Origin of the sequence: [Bacteroides] pectinophilus (assembly GCA_025146925.1) — a bacterium.
GTDB lineage: Bacteria > Bacillota > Clostridia > Lachnospirales > Lachnospiraceae > Bacteroides_F > Bacteroides_F pectinophilus.
In genome coordinates this window covers 2582501-2599466 of record CP102260.1, presented here as the reverse complement: position 1 = coordinate 2599466, position 16966 = coordinate 2582501, and the positions used below count along the sequence as shown (strand labels likewise).

Here is a 16966-nt window from a genome sequence, read left to right as displayed (position 1 = left end):
AAAAAATATATAACAAGGGATGTGATAATAATGGTAGAATTAGATCAGTACAGATTCAAACTTTCCAACTACAAGAAACCATTAGAAGAAATCAGGGATTCACTTTGACCTCGCTAATAAGCAGAAGAGGATTGAAGAGATAGAAGCTGATATGGAAGCTCCCGGCTTCTGGGATGATGCAGATAAGTCACAGGAAGCAATGAAGGAGCTTAAGTCGCTTAAGGATTCGTTCGAAAAATATAACGAACTTAAGCAGGGGATGGATGACATAGAGACTCTTATAGCCATGGCTGATGAAGAGAATGATGAGTCACTTGTCCCTGAAGTTGAAGAAGAGTTCAATGTATTTGAGAAGAAGTTTGATGCATTAAGAATCGGAACGCTTCTTTCAGGCGAGTATGACAGGGATAATGCCATACTTACACTTCATGCGGGAGCCGGTGGTACAGAAGCATGCGACTGGTGCCAGATGCTTATGAGGATGTATACACGCTGGGCAGAGTCTAAGGGATATAAGACAGAAGTAGTAGATTATCTTGAAGGCGATGAAGCGGGTGTTAAGGCTGTGACGATTGAGATTGAAGGTGAGAACGCATATGGTTATCTCCGCTCAGAACATGGTATCCACAGACTTGTAAGAATATCTCCGTTCAATGCGGCAGGTAAGCGTCAGACATCATTTGTATCATGTGATGTTATGCCTGATATTGAGGAAGATGTGGATGTTGAGATTAATGATGATGATCTTAGAATTGATACATACAGGTCAAGCGGTGCCGGCGGACAGCATATTAATAAGACATCATCAGCTATAAGAATAACACATCTGCCTACAGGAATCGTTGTACAGTGCCAGAATGAGCGTTCACAGCATCAGAATAAGGATAAAGCCATGCAGATGCTGAAGGCTAAGCTGTATCTCCTTAAAAAGCAGGAGAATGCTGAGAAGACATCTGATATCCGTGGTGATGTCAAGGATGTTAATTTCGGAAGCCAGATACGAAGCTATGTGCTTCAACCATATACAATGGTTAAGGATCACAGAACGAATGAAGAGGTAGGCAATGCACAGAGCGTTCTTGATGGCAATATAGATCCTTTTATAACGGCATACCTTAAGTGGCAGGCTGTTAAGGCAGACGCACGTGAATAAGCGCATGATGCCCCGGGAGGCGGGGCAGGAATGGAGATTAATATGGCATCTTATGTAAAACCTGTAGTATTTAAGCTAGGTGAGGAATATTATGGAGTAGATATCAATGCAGTAAGAGGAATAGAGAAGGAGATAAGTATAGTTCCTGTTCCTAATTCTGTTGCATATATTAAGGGGATTATCAACCTTAGAGGTGAGGTAATACCTGTAATGAACCTTAAGAAGAAGTTCAATATGAAGAATGACGGCGTACCGGGCGGTAATCTGATAATAGTTAAGGTCGGCGAGGTAAGCATTGCTCTTGATGTTGATGAAGTTAATGAGATTGATGACATTGCACCGGAGAATATAGTTGATATGCCTTCAATGATTAAGACCAGAGAGGTAAGTTATTTTGACCGTGTTGCCAATGTGGGAGGACGTCTTATAGTTCTTATCGACATAGATTATCTTCTTACACAGGCTGAGCAGGAAGCGGTTCAGAGCATGACAGAGGAGCTTAAGAAGTAATTATGGGCAGAGTGCAGCATTTTGACAGAAGTGCAGGAATATTAATGCCTGTGAGTTCTCTTCCGTCACCGTACGGAATAGGAACTTTTGGCAGGGCGGCTTATGAATTTGCGGATTTTGTGGCAGAGAGCGGACATTCATACTGGCAGGTACTTCCTCTAGGACAGACGAGCTATGGTGACAGTCCGTATCAGTCTTTCTCTGCATTTGCAGGCAATCCATATTTTATTGATCTTGATATGCTTACAGATGAGGGGCTTCTTGAGGAAGGTTATGCGTCGGAATTTGACTGGGGTGACAGTGAGAAGTATGTTGATTACGGAAGGCTGTTTGAATCCAGATATATAGTTCTTGACCGGGCATTTCAGAACTTCATGTCAAAGTGCAGTTCGGATGGGGAACTTAGCGGCCGCTATGAGGAATTCAAGAAGGCTAACCATTCATGGCTGGATGAATATTCACTGTATATGGCATGCAAGGAACATTTTGGCTATGTCTCATGGACAGAATGGGATGATGATATAAGGCTCCGCATACCGGAGACTGTTACAAAGTATGCGCAGCAGCTGGCTGACAGAATTGAATTCTGGAATTTCTGCCAGTATGAGTTCTTTGAACAGTGGAACAGGTTAAAATGCTACGTTAACGCCAGAGGCATACAGATTATCGGTGACATACCGATATATGTCGCGCCGGACAGTGCAGATGTATGGGCACATCCGGATGTATTTCTTCTGGATGGGAACTTAAGGCCGCTCAAGGTTGCGGGCGTTCCGCCTGACGCATTCACGGATCTCGGACAGAAGTGGGGGAATCCGATATACAACTGGGATAATCTTGCTGCTGACGGGTTTGGATGGTGGAAGCGCAGGATGCAGGCGCAGGCGGCACTTTATGATGTGATAAGAATAGATCATTTTCTTGGCATTGTGAAGTATTACACGATTCCACCGCTTAACCCTGATGCTAAGCAGGGAGAATACAGGCAGGGACCGGGCAGGCTTCTTACTGATGCAATCAATGAGGCAATCGGTGACAAGAGAATAATTGCTGAGGATCTTGGTGTTGAGATGCCGGAGGTTACCGGCATCCTGAAGGATAACGGTTATCCGGGAATGAAGGTTCTTGAATTTGCATTTGACGGTAACAGAAGGAATCCGCATCTGCCGTATAACTATACAAGAGATCTGGTTGTATATGGCGGAACTCATGATAATGAGACACTGTATGGGTATTTTACGGAACATTCTGATGATGAACTTAAGTATGCACGGGAATATCTCGATGCAGACACGCCGGAAGAGATGGTCAGGGCAAGCTTCCGTGCAGCTTATGCAAGCGTAGCGGATACTGTTATATTCCAGGTTCAGGATATATTGTGCCTTGATAATTCAGCGAGAATCAATACTCCTTCAACTATGGGGGGTAACTGGCAATGGAGACTGGTCAAGGGACAGCTAACAAGTGAGCATGCCCGTAATATGAGACATCTGGCAGGTATTTATGGAAGAATTAATAATGAGTGATGTAGTGGCGGTTACTAACCGCCACTTGTGCGTTAGAGACTATTTTGAACAGATTGAGGTTGTTGCATCGAGTGGTGTGAATAAGATTATTGTGAGAGAAAAAGACCTTGCACCGCAGGAATACAAAGAGCTGTTTGTCCGTGTCAGGGATATATGCAGTGTGCACAAAGTTAAAGCAATACCGCACTATTTCTGGCGGGAGGCAGCACAATGCGGTTCTGGTGCCATACATCTGCCACTGGATGTGCTGGGAGAATGTTATGATAAACAGGAATTCAGGCAATGCCGGTTTGACACGATAGGCACATCCGTACATTCGGCAGAGCAGGCATTAGAGGCCTGCAGATTTGGTGCGTCGTATGTAACGGCAGGACATGTATTTGCAACAGACTGTAAAAAAGGGCTAACACCGCGTGGGCTGGATTTCCTTAAGAATATATGCAGCATATGTGTTCCAAAGGGAGTACAGGTGTATGCTATTGGCGGAATATCTCCTGATAATTACAGGAGTGCACTTGATGCCGGGGCATCGGCAGTGTGTATGATGTCACACATGATGAGGCTCTAGCATAAAAAATCAGCCTGACACCTGATTTTTTACACACGGGATTTGTGCCTGTGCGCACTTGGCACAGATTCCTTACGTCTGAAAAGTGTGCGGAAATGAGGGCTGATGGCTGGAACTATAACACATCTTGTTATTGCGGATATGCTGCTCAAGACGATGCCTGAGGACATATTATCGTGTATTCATAACAGGGCGCTTTTTTATTGCGGCAATCTTGCGCCGGATGCCATAATGGCAAGAGAAGGCTATGTAAGAGAGATGAAAAAGCATACGCATTTTAAAGACGGAATTCCAGAGGATGAACTTGCAAAACCTGAGAATTTCAGACTTTACAGAAGCAGGTTTGAGAATTTTGCAAGACATTTTCTTGTGGATAATCACAGCAATTATGAGCTGTATCTCGGCTATGTGACACATATGCTGGCGGATGAGATATTTATTCTTACTGTGCGTGACAGACATGTTGAAGCTTTCAGGCGTGAACAGGCTGTGCCTGATTACAAAGAATATTTTACAATGTTTGGACACGATGTAGATCTTAACGATTGGAGACTTTTGAGGAAATATGATTTTTCATGCAGCATCCTTGAAGCAATACAATCGGAAAATAATTACATGATAGAAGGATATATTACGAAAGAAGAACTGATAAAAAGCAAGAATTATATAATAGACAAAAATTTTAAAGCTCCCCATAAAAATGAGGAGCCAAAGGTGTTCACATATGAAGAAAATTATGAATTCATTCAGCGGGCTGTTGAACGTATAACACGTGCACTCTGCGCTAAATCACTGTCAGTTACGGATGAAAGTGAATCCAGCAGTGCGATATGATAGCTGCCAAGCAAGCTGCCGGCAGTTCTCTCGGCAATCTCTCCGCACACACCGAGCATGATGCATGCCGTAACTGCTGCATCAGAGGGAGCTGCTGACGGAAGAAAACTCGCTGTAAGGACATTGAGCATACAGCCGGTTCCTGTTATGAGCGGAAGCTTCGGGCTTCCGTTTTTTATCAGCCATACATTAATTCCGTCAGAGATTATATCGGTTTTTCCTGTTGCCATTACGACGCAATGTCTTGCGGCAGCCAGAGAACATACTATAGAGCAGTCGGAATCTGTCACGTCTTCATCACCAACGGCATCAATCCCTATACATTCAAATGCCTCGTTGCACAAAGCCTTAATCTCGGCGAGATTTCCCTTTATTATTGATGGACGGAAGCGTTCAAGATAATTGTGGGCATAATTAAGCCTTAACGTACTGCATGTAATTCCTACCATGTCGATAATTACAGGAATGCCTTTATCTGCGGCAGCCTGCGATGCTATGATAATTGACTTCATGCGTGCGTCGGTTATATTGCCCAGATTCACTGCGAGAGCACCTGCGATTGCCGTAATCCCGGCGACTTCGTCAGGATGTTCTGCCATAATCGGCTTAGCACCCGTAAGAAGCACCGTATTGGCGCAATCATTAATAGATATCGGGTTGGTTATACAATGAATAAGAGGAGCACATGATAACGTGTGCTCCCTTATTTCTTTTATTTTCTTAATGTCAACATTTTGAAAATTCATGAAAGTCTCCGTTTTACTGAACTGCTTCCTTCCTGAAGTTAAGGGCATAATAAATTGCGGCGATAACTATGAACACAGCAGCTATTATATATTTGAGATTGTTTACCAGTGCTGATGGATTTGGTACAAAATTGTGAACGATTACAACTGTTACAAGGCTTGCGATGAATCCCAGTAATCCAATTGCAATTGCATTATTCTTTACGTCTGATTCATTGCCGTATGTAGCCGATCCGAGAGCTCTCTGGAACTTGGTGAGAAGTCCGGCTTTTACAAGCTGTCTTAAGAAAATGAAAGCTATACTTCCACCGATAAGAGTTCCCGCTATGAATGACGGAACATAGAAGAACCATGTCAGTCCTGAACGTCCCCATATAAATGTCATAACAGGGTAAGATATAATAGCGCCGATAATTCCTGTTCCTATAACTTCACCGAGGAAAGCCCATACAAGCTTACCCTTGGACAGACGATAGAACATTCCTGAAAGAAATGCACCGAATATTGCACCTGTAAGAGCAAGAGGAGGGATTCCCATAACAGCCATTCTTATTATACCGATAAGAAGTGCGCAAAGGAATGCCCAATAAGGTCCCATAAGCACAGCACATGTGACGTTTATAAAATGCGCCATCGGGCACATTCCCTCAACACGCAGAATAGGCGATATGACGACACCCAATGCGACCATAAAGGCCAAAAATACCATCTTGAACAGTTTCTGATTTCCTTCCATAACAAACCTTCCTTTCTTCCGGCACAAAAAAAGTGCCTGTGCGGCACGCTGAAAATATTCTTACATTCACTAAAATACATTAACCGGAAATCCGTGCATCCTGTTCAATGTGTCAGGTCCTGCTTCGGAAGTTATATCAGACTGTACAGTCTTACGTGTGATTAGCGGCAAATGTAGAGGAAATCTTCTCCAACGCACTGCAGATAATATTATTATAAATGCCGGTCGAAGCTTGAAAGCTTCCTCTCAATCTGAAACACAGACTCCCATCGCTGCAATCACAAAGCTGACGCTTATGACTGTCTTCTGTAACAATGCCAGGGCGCTCCCCCTTTCATTGCATCCGTATAGTGTGCGGATAGAAGACATATTTAATTATATTGGAAAAGGAATGAATGTCAAGTGATAAATGGCTGAAATTGAATATTGTATACACAATATGCAATATCTTTGTTAATTAAATAACTAATTAAAAATATTTAAAAAATATATTGACAAATTAAATTGCTTTGTGTATTATTATAATCACAAAAGGACATCACAACAAAGTGTTCAAGAATACAAGACCGGGAGAGATGGCGAGAGCTTCATCCGACTTAGGAACGGTAGAAGATAGGATGATTAGAGAAGATGGCGAGAGCTTCATCGGATTGAGAGAATCTTATATTCAGGCAATAACAATAATGAACAGGAACAATGGCGAGAGCTTCATTGAACTGAAGTGAATTATCGGATATGTAATCAGGGAAGGCGGCGAGAGCTTCACCGGACCGGGATGAGTAACGGAATATTGCAGAACATGGATGTCTAAGTAACGTAGCGCGTAGAGGTAAGCAGATGACCCTAATCTTTAACAGATTAGGGTCATCTGCTTGTTTGCGTTTTAATACATTGCAAATTCCAACTAAAAACTTGCATTTGTATACAATCTATGGTATCATTCTTTCTCAGGTAGACAAATGTATTTCTACTGCATACATTAATGGAGGGTGCAATGCCAGAAGATATTAAATACTATGTTGTAAAGCAGAAGGCTCTGCCCGAGGTGCTGCTTAAAGTAGCCAAGGTTAACCGCCTGCTTGAGAATAAGAAGATTTCCATAGCTGAGGCAACTGAACAGGTTGGAATAAGCAGAAGTTCTTATTACAAATATAAAGAAGACATTTTTCCGTTCCGTGACAATGTGCGTGGAAGAACAATTACATTTGTCCTTTCGATGGATGATACACCGGGGCTGCTGTCACAAGTGCTCGGTAAGGTGGCGGAGTACAAAGCTAACATACTTACGATCCATCAGACAATACCGATTAACGGTGTTGCTTCACTTACACTCAGTGTTGATATCCTTCCGATCACCGGTGATTCTTCTAAGATGATAGAAGATATAGAGCAGATGGAAGGCGTAAGGTATCTTAAGATACTTTCAAGAGAGTAATAATATTAATGAAAGGTTTTGGTAGTAGTATGGTTAAAGTAGCAATTTTAGGTTATGGCACAGTTGGTTCAGGAGTTGTCGAGGTCATCAATACGAATGGGGCAGCTATTAATAAGAGAGCAGGTCAGGATATCGAGATAAAGTATGTGCTTGACCTTAAGGATTTCCCGGGTGACCCGATACAGAGCAAGATTGTGCATGACATTAATATAATTCTTGATGATCCGGAAGTTAATGTTGTTGTTGAGGTAATGGGCGGAATTGAGCCTGCGTATACATTTGTAAAAGAAGCACTTGCAAGAGGCAAGAGTGTATGTACATCTAATAAGGCACTTGTTGCAAAGCATGGTGCAGAACTTCTTGAGATAGCCAAGAAGAACAACCTTAACTTCATGTTTGAGGCCAGCGTTGGCGGCGGTATTCCGATTATCCGTCCTCTTAACCAGTCACTTACTGCGGATGAGATTACTCAGATAACAGGTATTCTTAATGGTACAACCAATTACATGCTTACAGAGATGTCGAGAAAGGGAGTTAAGTTTGATGAGGCTCTTAGGGATGCACAGGAGAAAGGATATGCAGAGCGTAATCCTGAGGCTGATATAGAAGGCTATGATGCGTGCCGTAAGATTGCAATTCTTACATCACTTGCATTTGGTTCACAGGTTGATTTTGAGGATATCTACACAGAAGGTATCACAAAGATTACGGATACGGATTTCAAATATGCAGATAAGATGGGATACGCAATCAAGCTTCTTGCTACAAGCCATAAGGTAGATGATGTTGTATATGCAATGACAGCACCGTTTATGATAAGTGAATCACATCCACTCTACAGCGTTAACGGAGTGCTTAACGGCATCTATATCAATGGCAATGTCCTTGGAGATGTAATGTTCTTCGGTGCAGGTGCAGGAAAGCTTCCTACAGCCAGTGCTGTTGTGTCGGATATCGTGGACTGCGCAAAGCATATGGGCAAGAATGTAATGACGGTATGGAGTTCAACTAAGCTTGAGCTTGGCGATATATCGGATTTCAAGAGAAAGTTCTTTGTAAGAGTTTCAGGAACAGTTAATGATAAGCTTACAGAGGTCAAGAATGCGTTCGGCAATGTAGATGTAGTAATGGTCGACGGACTTGATAATGAATTTGGATTTGTTACTGAGGTTATGAGCGAGAAGGCATTTGCAGATGCAGAGTCAAAGGTAGAAGGTGTTCTTAACAGAATCCGTATTGAGGGTTAATTGAGAACATATAAACAGGAGGATATGAGGATGATAAAGGTAGTAAAGTTCGGCGGAAGCTCACTCGCAAGTGCTGAGCAGTTCAAGAAGGTCGGAGACATAATTAAGGCTGATGCGGATAGAAGATATGTTGTTCCTTCTGCACCGGGTAAGCGTTTTAAGGAAGATACAAAGGTTACGGACATGCTTTACAAGTGCTATGCGCTTGCAGAGGAAGGCAAGCCTTTCGATAAGGAACTTAAGGAGATTAAGGAAAGATACATGGAGATTATCCATGGACTTAAGCTTAAGCTTTCACTTGATGAAGAATTTACTGTTATCAGGAAGAATTTTGCTGCTAAGGCAGGTAAGGACTATGCAGCATCAAGAGGTGAATATCTTAATGGTATAGTTATGGCTAATTATATCGGATATGAGTTCATTGATGCAGCTACAGTAATTTTCTTTGATAAGAATGGAGCTTTTGATGCTGATAAGACACAGAAGGTGCTCTCAGCAAAGCTTGCAAAGACAGAACGTGCAGTTATTCCGGGCTTCTATGGTGCAAAGCCTGATGCCAGCGTTAAGACATTTTCAAGAGGCGGCTCAGACGTAACAGGCTCAATTGTAGCTAAGGCTGCAAGTGCTAATGTATACGAGAACTGGACGGATGTATCAGGTTTCCTTATGGCTGATCCAAGACTTATTGAGAATCCTAAGGGAATTACAATAATTACATATAAAGAGCTTCGTGAGCTTTCATACATGGGTGCTTCAGTACTTCATGAGGATGCCATCTTCCCTGTGCGTAAGGAAGGAATTCCGATTAATATCCGTAACACTAATGCACCTGAGGATGCAGGAACAATGATAGTTGAGAATACATGTCATAATCCTGAGCACATCATCACAGGTATTGCAGGTAAGAAGGACTTCGTTGCAATCAATATTGAGAAGGACATGATGAATTCTGAGATAGGCTTTGGACGTAAAGTCCTTCAGGTGTTTGAGGAAAACGGTATCTCATTCGAACATATGCCTTCAGGAATTGATACAATGACAATTGTTGTACATAAGGACGAATTTATTGATAAGGAGCAGAAGGTGCTTGCTGAGCTGCACAGAGCGGTGCAGCCTGATTCAATAGATCTTGAGGCAGACATTGCACTTATTGCTGTTGTTGGACGCGGAATGCGTAATAACTCAGGTATTGCAAGCAATATTCTTGGAGCACTTGCCAATGCTAAGATTAACATTAAGATGATTGATCAGGGCTCAAGTGAGCTTAATATCATCATTGGTGTGCGCAACAGATATTTTGAGGATGCAATCAGAGCTATCTATGACCTCTTCATCCAGAAGTAAATCAGTCAAAATAAAAATCTAAATTAAAAAGCTTCCGCTGCACGGACGATTCATGATTGATGAATTGCCGGCGGCGGAAGCTTTTTGCTGTTTTTGTTATATGGCACGCTTTGCATAATATGTTAAATACCGGAATGGATATTAGATATTATCTGAAAATATTCATAATATGAAGTGTGTTGCCTGATGTACCATCATATGGAATGCTGTATTCCTGCTGGTACTGCTGCATAATAGAATTCATCTGTTCCATGAATTCGGGATTCTGTAACATTACAAGAACCATCCAGAACAGGAGCAGTGATAATATCAGAAATATCATTCCGAGTGTCAGTCCGGCGGTTGCCTTGCCATCAAAATGACCAACATTAATTCTGGATATGATTGCAAATACAATTGCAATAACGGCAAATATGATTCCGAACCACACGGTCATACAACCGGGAGCTGCAAGTATACCGAATACAAGCGAAGCAGTTGCAAAACCATTCTTAGGTCTTGGAGGAACCGGCTGCATCTGTGGAGGCATCTGGTAAAAAGGCTGCTGTGGCTGCTGCATTGGTGGTGGAGTCTGTTGTGGCTGCTGGTTTATTGTATTATCATTCTCATCGTAGTTATAATCGTCCATCTTAATCTCCGTTCCTGTCCGCTTTATGGGCATGTCTGTTCTGCACCGGGGATAAATCCGGTGTTATTTCCATGTATTATACCAAAAATGGCTATTGATTGCAAACAATCGGTGTTTTTGGTATAATATATGCAAATTACCGGAGCTATCCGGCACTGGAGGACATAATGGATATTAATAAGAAACTTGCGGAAGAACTTAATGTTAAAGTGAGCCAGGTTGAAGCGGCTGTCGGACTTATAGATGAAGGATGTACGATTCCGTTTATAGCCAGATATCGTAAAGAAGTTACGGGAAGCATGAATGATGAGGTGCTTCGTAATCTTGACGAGAGGCTTAAGTATCTTCGCAATCTTGAAGATAGAAAAGAAGCTGTTATTTCATCAATAGAGGAGCAGGGAAAGCTTACTGATGAACTTAAGGCACAGATACTTCAGGCAGAGACGATGGTTCTTGTCGAAGATCTTTACAGACCTTATAAGCAGAAGAAGAGAACAAGAGCAACAATAGCTAAGGAGAAAGGGCTTGAACCGCTTGCAGATTATATCATGGAGCAGAATGCAGCAGAGCCTGTGGAGCAGAATGCAGCAGGCTATGTTAATGACGATACGGTCAAGAGTGTTAAGGATGCAATAGATGGAGCTAAGGATATAATTGCGGAACGCATTTCTGATGTGGCGGATTACAGAACATATATAAGAGATATTACGATGAAGGAAGGAACTCTTGTTACGGCTGCCAAGGATGAAAAGGCGGAGTCTGTATATGAGATGTATTATGAATTTTCGGAGCCTCTCAGCAGAATAGCAGGACACAGAGTCCTTGCAATTAACAGAGGAGAAGATGAGAAGTTCCTTACAGTTAAGATAGAAGCACCTGAGGACAGAATACTCAGATATCTTGAGAAAAAGACACTGACGGGTGAGAATGAATTTACAACTCCTGTTATAACAGAAGCAATAGCTGACAGCTATTCAAGACTTATAGCACCTGCGATTGAAAGGGAGATAAGGAGCAGCCTTACAGATGATGCACAGGAGGGAGCTATTAAGGTGTTTGGTAAGAACCTTCACCAGCTTCTCATGCAGCCGCCTATTGCAGGCAAGGTTGTACTTGGCTGGGATCCTGCATTCCGTACAGGATGCAAGCTTGCAGTTGTAGACCCTACGGGCAAGGTACTTGATACGAAGGTGATATATCCTACAGAGCCACATAATAAGGTGGCAGAAGCGAAGGCAGAGCTTAAGAGGCTCATCAAAAAATACGGAGTTTCTGTAATATCGGTAGGTAACGGAACTGCATCAAGAGAGTCGGAACAGATTATAGTTGACCTTATTAAGGAACTGGATGACAGTGTAGAGTATGTAATAACTAACGAGGCCGGAGCTTCAGTATATTCGGCAAGTAAGCTTGCAACAGAGGAATTCCCTGATTTTGATGTTGCACAAAGAAGTGCGGTTTCTATAGCACGCCGTCTTCAGGATCCGCTTGCAGAGCTTGTTAAGATTGATCCTAAGTCAATAGGTGTCGGACAGTACCAGCACGATATGAACCAGAAGAAGCTCGGAGAAGCACTTACCGGAGTTGTAGAGGACTGCGTTAACCAGGTCGGAGTTGATCTTAATACGGCATCAGCTTCACTGCTTGAATACATTTCGGGTATATCCAAGACGGTAGCTAAGAATATTGTAGACTACAGAGAGAAGAACGGAAGATTTACCAACAGAAAGCAGCTTCTTAAGGTGGCGAAGCTTGGACCTAAGGCATACGAGCAGTGTGCAGGATTTATGAGAATACAGGGAGGAGATAATCCGCTTGATTCAACAAGTGTACATCCTGAGAGTTATGACGCTGCGGCACAGCTTCTTAAGCTGCTTGGTTATGATGTTAATGCAATTACGTCCGGCGAACTTGCGCAGCTTCACAGTAAGATTGACAGCATGCAGGAGATGGCGGAGCGGCTTTCGGTAGGTGAGATTACACTTGAAGATATTGTAAAGGAACTTGAAAAGCCGGGACGAGATCCGAGAGAGTCTATGCCGAAGCCTATTCTGCGTAAGGATGTTCTTGATATGAAGGACCTTAAGCCGGGAATGATACTCAAGGGAACGGTTCGCAATGTGATTGATTTTGGTGCGTTTGTTGATATAGGAGTGCATCAGGACGGACTTGTACATATATCACAGATTTCCAACAGAAGAATAGAGCATCCTCTTGATGCCGTAAGCGTCGGTGATATAGTAGATGTCAAGGTGCTTGATGTAGATGCAGCCAAGGCGAGAATCTCACTTACAATGCGGATTGACGAGAATACGGATGCATTTACCGGAAGACCGGAAGCTGCCAAAGCTGCTTATGCCAAGGCTGATGCTGCAAGAGAGCAGAAGCGTTCAGGACATAAGGGCAGCGGTAACTCTAAGAATGGCACAAGGGGAAGGAACAACGGACGCAATGGCGGTAACAATAACCGGTCCGGCAGTAACGGCGAGCTTGACTTAAGCAGACTCAGCAAGTTTTTTAAATAGCAGGATACGTGCCTGTAGAATGGAGATTAATAGTGAAGGTTGAATTTGATATAAATGTTAAAGCTGATGATATTATGAACTATAAGTTCTACCACAAATATCACTCGCTCAGTGGGTGGTGTGAGATAATTCTGGGGCTTATGATGCTTGGACTTGGCGTATACGCCGTTATGCATCAGGACACAATGAGTCTGACATTTGCACTGCTTGCACTGCTGTTTGGAATTGTTTTCATTGTGGTGATACCGTTGCAGTTGGTAACTCACTCTAAGAAGGCAGCTGCTTCGGAGCAGTTTGCAAAACCTATGCATTATCTGCTTGATGAGAGCGGAATAACGGTGAAGATGGGTGAAGATGAAGCACATGTTGAATGGAAACGTGTATACAGGGTGAAGGATACGGGCAGATGTATACTTATCTACTTTACACCTACAAGAGCCAATATAATACCAAAGAATGAAGTTACAGATAAACTTGCGGATATACGTAAGGTCATGACTGATGGTATTGGCAGATATAAAGTTTCAATAAAATAGTTTATGTGGAATAGAAACGGGGCTGACAGATAATGATAATTGAATCGTTTAGTTCAGAAGATACTTACAATCTTGGTAAAAAACTTGCGGTCGGAGCCTGTCCGGGACAGATATACTGTCTGGATGGCGACCTGGGGGTTGGCAAGACGGTATTTACACAGGGATTTGCAGCCGGGCTTGGAATAACGGAGCCTGTCAACAGTCCTACATTTACAATTGTGCAGGAGTATAATGGAGGAAGACTGCCGTTCTATCATTTTGATGTCTATCGCATTGGTGATGTGACGGAGATGGATGAGATAGGTTATGAGGAATATTTTTTCTCAGACGGCGTATGCCTTGTTGAATGGGGGCACCTTATTGCGGAACTGCTTCCGCAGGAGACGATAATGATAACTATTGAAAAAGTGCTTGATAAAGGATTTGATTATCGTAAAATAACAGTCAGAGGACTTAATGAATTATGAGAGTATTAGCAATTGAAAGTTCATCGGTAACAGCATCTGCAGCAATACTTACGGATAATACTGTTACGGCTGAATACAGTACTAATTTTAAACAGACGCATTCGCAGACACTGCTTCCGATGATAGACAGTATCTGTACTATGACGGGGACACCCGTTGAGAGCATAGACCTTATTGCAGTATCTGCAGGACCGGGGTCTTTTACGGGATTACGAATAGGCTCTGCTACAGGCAAGGGAATAGGTCTTGCTCTGGGTAAGCCGGTGGTATCTGTCCCGACGCTTGAGGGACTGGCTATGAATGTATCCGGAACAGACCGTATTGTATGTCCTATAATGGATGCAAGAAGGGGCAATGTATACGCGGGAATATACCGCTTCAACTACAATGATGGCGGAAACCTGGAGATTATAATGAATCAGTCATTGCTTGCAGCGCAGGAGGTTATGGAAAAGCTTAATCAGCTTGGGCGTCCGGTCGTATTTGCAGGTGATGCCGTATATATGTACAGAGAACTGATAGAATCAGCACTTAACATTGATGCAATAATAGCGGCGGATCACAATGTAATGCCGAGAGCAGCAAGTGTTGCCGTACGAGGCGTACAGCTTGCCAATATGGGGCTTGCGGCAGATGCGGCTGAACATGTTCCTGACTATCTGAGACCTTCACAGGCGGAACGTGAGCGCGCAGACAGGAATGAGGCATAGATGGACTGGACTATAAGGCAGATGGAAGAGAGAGATCTTGATGAGGTTTCGGCAATCGAGAAAAGCATTTTTTCAATTCCGTGGTCAAGAAAATCACTTCAGGATGCGATGAATACACCTGACAATGTTTATATTGTATGCGAAACAGACGGCAGAATTGCCGGATACTGCGGTATGTGGACGGTACTCGGAGAAGGAAATATAGTCAATGTCGCAGTTGATGAACATTACAGAAAGAATGGCATTGCGCGTGCGCTTATGCAGGAACTTGTAAAACGCGGACTTGAAAAGAATGTTAATATATTCTTCCTCGAAGTACGCGCAGGTAATGAGGCTGCAAAGCATCTGTATGAGACAGAAGGCTTCCACAATATAGGAGTGAGAAAGAATTTCTACGAAAAGCCGGTAGAAGACGCATATGTAATGTCTAAGATATTATAAGAATGAAGGAGTAATGATGCTTGATGTATGTTTGCTCGGAACGAGCGGAATGATGCCACTTCCGGGAAGGTGGCTCACATCGCTTATGCTGCGGTACAACGGCAGCAGTCTTCTGATAGACTGCGGTGAGGGAACGCAGGTGGCGGTAAAAGAGAAAGGCTGGAGCTTTAAACCTATTGATATTCTGTGCATTACACATTTTCATGCGGATCACATAAGCGGTCTTCCGGGACTGCTGCTGACCATGGGCAATGCTGACAGGACGGAGCCTTTGACTATAATAGGTCCAAAGGGGCTTACCAAAGTCGTGAATGCCCTGAGAGTTATTGCGCCTGAACTGCCGTTTGAGATCAGATGTATCGAGCTTGAGAATCCACAGGAGCATTTTGAACTCAGCGGATATATAATCGATGCATTTAAGGTTAATCATGCCGTTACATGCTATGGCTACTCGGTAAGCATAGCAAGGACCGGAAGATTCAATGTTGAACAGGCAGTAGCAAGAGGAATACCAAAGAGCTGCTGGAACAGACTCCAGCATGGACAGACGGTTGAATCAGATGGAAATGTATATACGCCTGACATGGTAATGGGAGAGTCAAGAAAAGGAATTAAAGTAACGTACTGTACTGATTCAAGACCTGTGAAAGCTATTGCGGAGAATGCATCGGGTGCGGATCTGTTCATATGTGAGGGAATGTACGGAGATAATGACAAAGACGGCAATGCACGCAAATATAAGCATATGACATTCTCAGAGGCGGCAAAGCTCGCAAAGGAAGCGGGAGTGAAGCAGATGTGGCTTACACATTACAGTCCGTCTCTTGTCAGACCGAAAGAATATATACGCAGCGCAACCGATATATTTCCTGCCACAAGAGCAGGCAAGGACGGATTGTCCGTAGAGCTTGGTTTTGAACAGGAATAATATTCGGACATACGCAGGATTTGTGCAGGATTCGATCCTGCAGAACGGAGGTTTGTATGAAAAAACACGTTAAAACGATAGTACTTGTGGTTATCATGGCTGCACTTGTTCTCGGATACTATTATTATCTTTCCAACCGTAACTCAGATTCAGGCAAGCAGGAGAATACTGTTGCGACATCAGGCAATTCATCAGCAGCGGAGCTTGTAACGCTTGATATTGATAATAATTATCCTGAATCACCTAGGGACGTGCTTAAGCTTTATGCCCGTATAACACAGGCATTTTATGCATCCGGCACAACTGACGAACAGGTTGAAAAGCTGGGAATGCAGGCACGTAAGCTTTTTGATAATGAACTTAAGGGAAAGCAGACGGATCAGGAGTATATTGATGCCCTCAAGGCTGATGTAGATAATTACAGGTCGCTTGGAAGATATGTGTCAGATTATAAGGTTGACAGTTCTGTTAATTTTGAATATAAGACTATTGCGGGCAAATCATATGCAATAGGTACGGTTCTTTATTTTGTGAGAGAGGGCAACAGCCTTAATAATGCATACCACAGCTATAAGATGAGAAAAGATGACGATGGCAGATGGAAGATTCTGTATTGGGAGCTTGCAACTTCT

19 protein-coding genes (1 of these 19 only partly in view) are annotated in these 16966 nt (G+C 43.0%); 16 read left to right on the top strand and 3 right to left on the bottom strand.

The window, feature by feature from the left end; all coding sequences use genetic code 11:
* Positions 1–30: 30 nt before the first annotated feature.
* From prfB to NQ488_12250, 5 genes are all read left to right on the top strand, one after another.
* A protein-coding gene (gene prfB / locus NQ488_12270; GenBank protein ID UWN95313.1) for a peptide chain release factor 2 occupies positions 31–1153 on the top strand; the annotation gives its coding sequence in 2 pieces (ribosomal slippage) (positions 31–105 and positions 107–1153; 1122 coding nt in all).
* A 30-nt stretch (positions 1154–1183) separates the two neighbouring features.
* Complete coding sequence (locus tag NQ488_12265; protein ID UWN95312.1) at positions 1184–1663, top strand: chemotaxis protein CheW; 480 nt, start codon at positions 1184–1186, stop codon at positions 1661–1663.
* Between the two features lie 2 nt (positions 1664–1665).
* Positions 1666–3189 (top strand): 4-alpha-glucanotransferase, encoded by a 1524-nt coding sequence (gene malQ, locus NQ488_12260; GenBank protein ID UWN95311.1) that lies wholly within the window; start codon positions 1666–1668, stop codon positions 3187–3189.
* A complete protein-coding gene (locus NQ488_12255; GenBank protein ID UWN95310.1) occupies positions 3167–3757 on the top strand; it encodes a thiamine phosphate synthase in 591 nt (196 codons plus the stop codon). Before malQ ends, NQ488_12255 begins: the two co-directional genes overlap by 23 nt.
* Positions 3758–3862: 105 nt before the next feature.
* Positions 3863–4591 (top strand): zinc dependent phospholipase C family protein, encoded by a 729-nt coding sequence (locus tag NQ488_12250; GenBank protein UWN95309.1) that lies wholly within the window; start codon positions 3863–3865, stop codon positions 4589–4591.
* Here the strand turns inward: NQ488_12250 and thiM are convergent.
* Both thiM and thiW read right to left on the bottom strand, forming a co-directional pair.
* Positions 4504–5337: a hydroxyethylthiazole kinase gene (gene thiM / locus NQ488_12245; protein ID UWN95308.1), complete on the bottom strand. Its 834-nt coding sequence runs from the start codon at positions 5335–5337 to the stop codon at positions 4504–4506. The two genes, NQ488_12250 and thiM, sit on opposite strands and share 88 nt — an antisense overlap.
* A 13-nt stretch (positions 5338–5350) precedes the next feature.
* Positions 5351–6073: an energy coupling factor transporter S component ThiW gene (gene thiW / locus NQ488_12240; GenBank protein UWN95307.1), complete on the bottom strand. Its 723-nt coding sequence runs from the start codon at positions 6071–6073 to the stop codon at positions 5351–5353.
* A gap of 548 nt (positions 6074–6621) precedes the next feature.
* Here thiW and NQ488_12235 point away from each other — a divergent pair.
* The 4 genes from NQ488_12235 to NQ488_12220 all read left to right on the top strand — a co-directional run bounded on the left by NQ488_12235 (position 6622) and on the right by NQ488_12220 (position 10099).
* Positions 6622–6798: a hypothetical protein gene (locus tag NQ488_12235; protein UWN95306.1), complete on the top strand. Its 177-nt coding sequence runs from the start codon at positions 6622–6624 to the stop codon at positions 6796–6798.
* 269 nt (positions 6799–7067) lie between these two features.
* Complete coding sequence (locus tag NQ488_12230) at positions 7068–7508, top strand: ACT domain-containing protein (protein UWN95305.1); 441 nt, start codon at positions 7068–7070, stop codon at positions 7506–7508.
* Positions 7509–7537: 29 nt separating this feature from the next.
* Complete coding sequence (locus NQ488_12225) at positions 7538–8755, top strand: homoserine dehydrogenase (GenBank protein ID UWN95304.1); 1218 nt, start codon at positions 7538–7540, stop codon at positions 8753–8755.
* Positions 8756–8785: 30 nt separating this feature from the next.
* Positions 8786–10099: an aspartate kinase gene (locus NQ488_12220; GenBank protein UWN95303.1), complete on the top strand. Its 1314-nt coding sequence runs from the start codon at positions 8786–8788 to the stop codon at positions 10097–10099.
* 148 nt (positions 10100–10247) lie between these two features.
* Here NQ488_12220 and NQ488_12215 read toward each other — a convergent pair whose 3' ends face one another.
* Positions 10248–10760 carry a DUF4190 domain-containing protein gene (locus NQ488_12215; GenBank protein ID UWN95302.1) on the bottom strand — a complete coding sequence of 171 codons (513 nt, stop codon included), beginning with the start codon at positions 10758–10760 and terminating at the stop codon, positions 10248–10250.
* Positions 10761–10894: 134 nt separating this feature from the next.
* Between NQ488_12215 and NQ488_12210 the strand changes: the two genes are divergently transcribed.
* The 7 genes in view from NQ488_12210 to NQ488_12180 are tightly spaced (at most 56 nt apart) and all read left to right on the top strand, a layout consistent with a single transcriptional unit that may run on beyond the window.
* On the top strand, positions 10895–13252 hold the full coding sequence (locus NQ488_12210) for an RNA-binding transcriptional accessory protein (protein ID UWN95301.1): 2358 nt from the start codon (positions 10895–10897) through the stop codon (positions 13250–13252).
* Positions 13253–13284: 32 nt separating this feature from the next.
* On the top strand, positions 13285–13788 hold the full coding sequence (locus NQ488_12205) for a YcxB family protein (GenBank protein ID UWN95300.1): 504 nt from the start codon (positions 13285–13287) through the stop codon (positions 13786–13788).
* 32 nt (positions 13789–13820) lie between these two features.
* Positions 13821–14255, top strand: a complete 435-nt coding sequence (gene tsaE / locus NQ488_12200) for a tRNA (adenosine(37)-N6)-threonylcarbamoyltransferase complex ATPase subunit type 1 TsaE (protein UWN95299.1) — start codon at positions 13821–13823, stop codon at positions 14253–14255.
* Positions 14252–14965, top strand: coding sequence for a tRNA (adenosine(37)-N6)-threonylcarbamoyltransferase complex dimerization subunit type 1 TsaB (tsaB, locus tag NQ488_12195; protein ID UWN95298.1), 714 nt, complete (start codon positions 14252–14254; stop codon positions 14963–14965). Before tsaE ends, tsaB begins: the two co-directional genes overlap by 4 nt.
* Positions 14966–15406, top strand: coding sequence for a ribosomal protein S18-alanine N-acetyltransferase (gene rimI / locus NQ488_12190; protein UWN95297.1), 441 nt, complete (start codon positions 14966–14968; stop codon positions 15404–15406).
* Between the two features lie 16 nt (positions 15407–15422).
* Positions 15423–16334, top strand: a complete 912-nt coding sequence (locus tag NQ488_12185; GenBank protein UWN97161.1) for a ribonuclease Z — start codon at positions 15423–15425, stop codon at positions 16332–16334.
* 56 nt (positions 16335–16390) lie between these two features.
* A protein-coding gene (locus NQ488_12180; GenBank protein UWN95296.1) for a hypothetical protein crosses the window boundary here: on the top strand, positions 16391–16966 show its 5' portion. Its footprint extends 21 nt past the window's final position; the window shows 576 of its 597 coding nt (coding positions 1–576); its start codon is at positions 16391–16393; the stop codon falls past the right edge of the window.